1 rRNA gene is annotated in these 1275 nt (G+C 57.1%); it reads right to left on the bottom strand.

The window, feature by feature from the left end:
- Positions 1-1275 (bottom strand): 23S ribosomal RNA (locus ACIRHA_RS43150); the annotation flags it as partial.

The raw sequence follows: 1275 nt of genomic DNA, 5'->3' as shown, positions 1-1275 counted from the left end.
ATGGCCCCCCTTCTCCCGAAGTTACGGGGGCATTTTGCCGAGTTCCTTAACCATAGTTCACCCGAACGCCTCGGTATTCTCTACCTGACCACCTGAGTCGGTTTAGGGTACGGGCCGCCATGAAACTCGCTAGAGGCTTTTCTCGACAGCATAGGATCATCCACTTCACCACAATCGGCTCGGCATCAGGTCTCAGCCTTGTGTGCGACGGATTTACCTACCGCACGGCCTACACCCTTACCCCGGGACTACCATCGCCCGGGCTGGACTACCTTCCTGCGTCACCCCATCGCTCACCTACTACCAGCTTGGGCCGGCGGCTCCACCACTTTCCTTTCCCCGAAGGGTCCGGAACGGCTTCACGGCCTTAGCATCACTGGATTCGATGTCTTTCGCGTCACAGCGGGTACCGGAATATCAACCGGTTATCCATCGACTACGCCTGTCGGCCTCGCCTTAGGTCCCGACTTACCCTGGGCAGATCAGCTTGACCCAGGAACCCTTAGTCAATCGGCGCACACGTTTCTCACGTGTGTATCGCTACTCATGCCTGCATTCTCACTCGTGAACCGTCCACAACTCGCTTCCGCGGCTGCTTCACCCGGCACACGACGCTCCCCTACCCATCCATACAGGCGTTGGCCCTATTGTATGAATGACACGACTTCGGCGGTACGCTTGAGCCCCGCTACATTGTCGGCGCGGAATCACTTGACCAGTGAGCTATTACGCACTCTTTCAAGGGTGGCTGCTTCTAAGCCAACCTCCTGGTTGTCTCTGCGACTCCACATCCTTTCCCACTTAGCGTACGCTTAGGGGCCTTAGTCGATGCTCTGGGCTGTTTCCCTCTCGACCATGGAGCTTATCCCCCACAGTCTCACTGCCGTGCTCTCACTTACCGGCATTCGGAGTTTGGCTAAGGTCAGTAACCCGGTAGGGCCCATCGCCTATCCAGTGCTCTACCTCCGGCAAGAAACACACGACGCTGCACCTAAATGCATTTCGGGGAGAACCAGCTATCACGGAGTTTGATTGGCCTTTCACCCCTAACCACAGGTCATCCCCCAGGTTTTCAACCCTGGTGGGTTCGGTCCTCCACGAAGTCTTACCTCCGCTTCAACCTGCCCATGGCTAGATCACTCCGCTTCGGGTCTTGAGCGCGCTACTATACCGCCCTATTCGGACTCGCTTTCGCTACGGCTTCCCCACACGGGTTAACCTCGCAACACACCGCAAACTCGCAGGCTCATTCTTCAAAAGGCACGCAGTCACGAC

It is taken from the genome of Streptomyces sp. NPDC102360, from assembly GCF_044766085.1.
In the GTDB taxonomy this organism is placed as follows: domain Bacteria; phylum Actinomycetota; class Actinomycetes; order Streptomycetales; family Streptomycetaceae; genus Streptomyces.
This window is presented reverse-complemented; position numbering and strand designations above follow the sequence as displayed.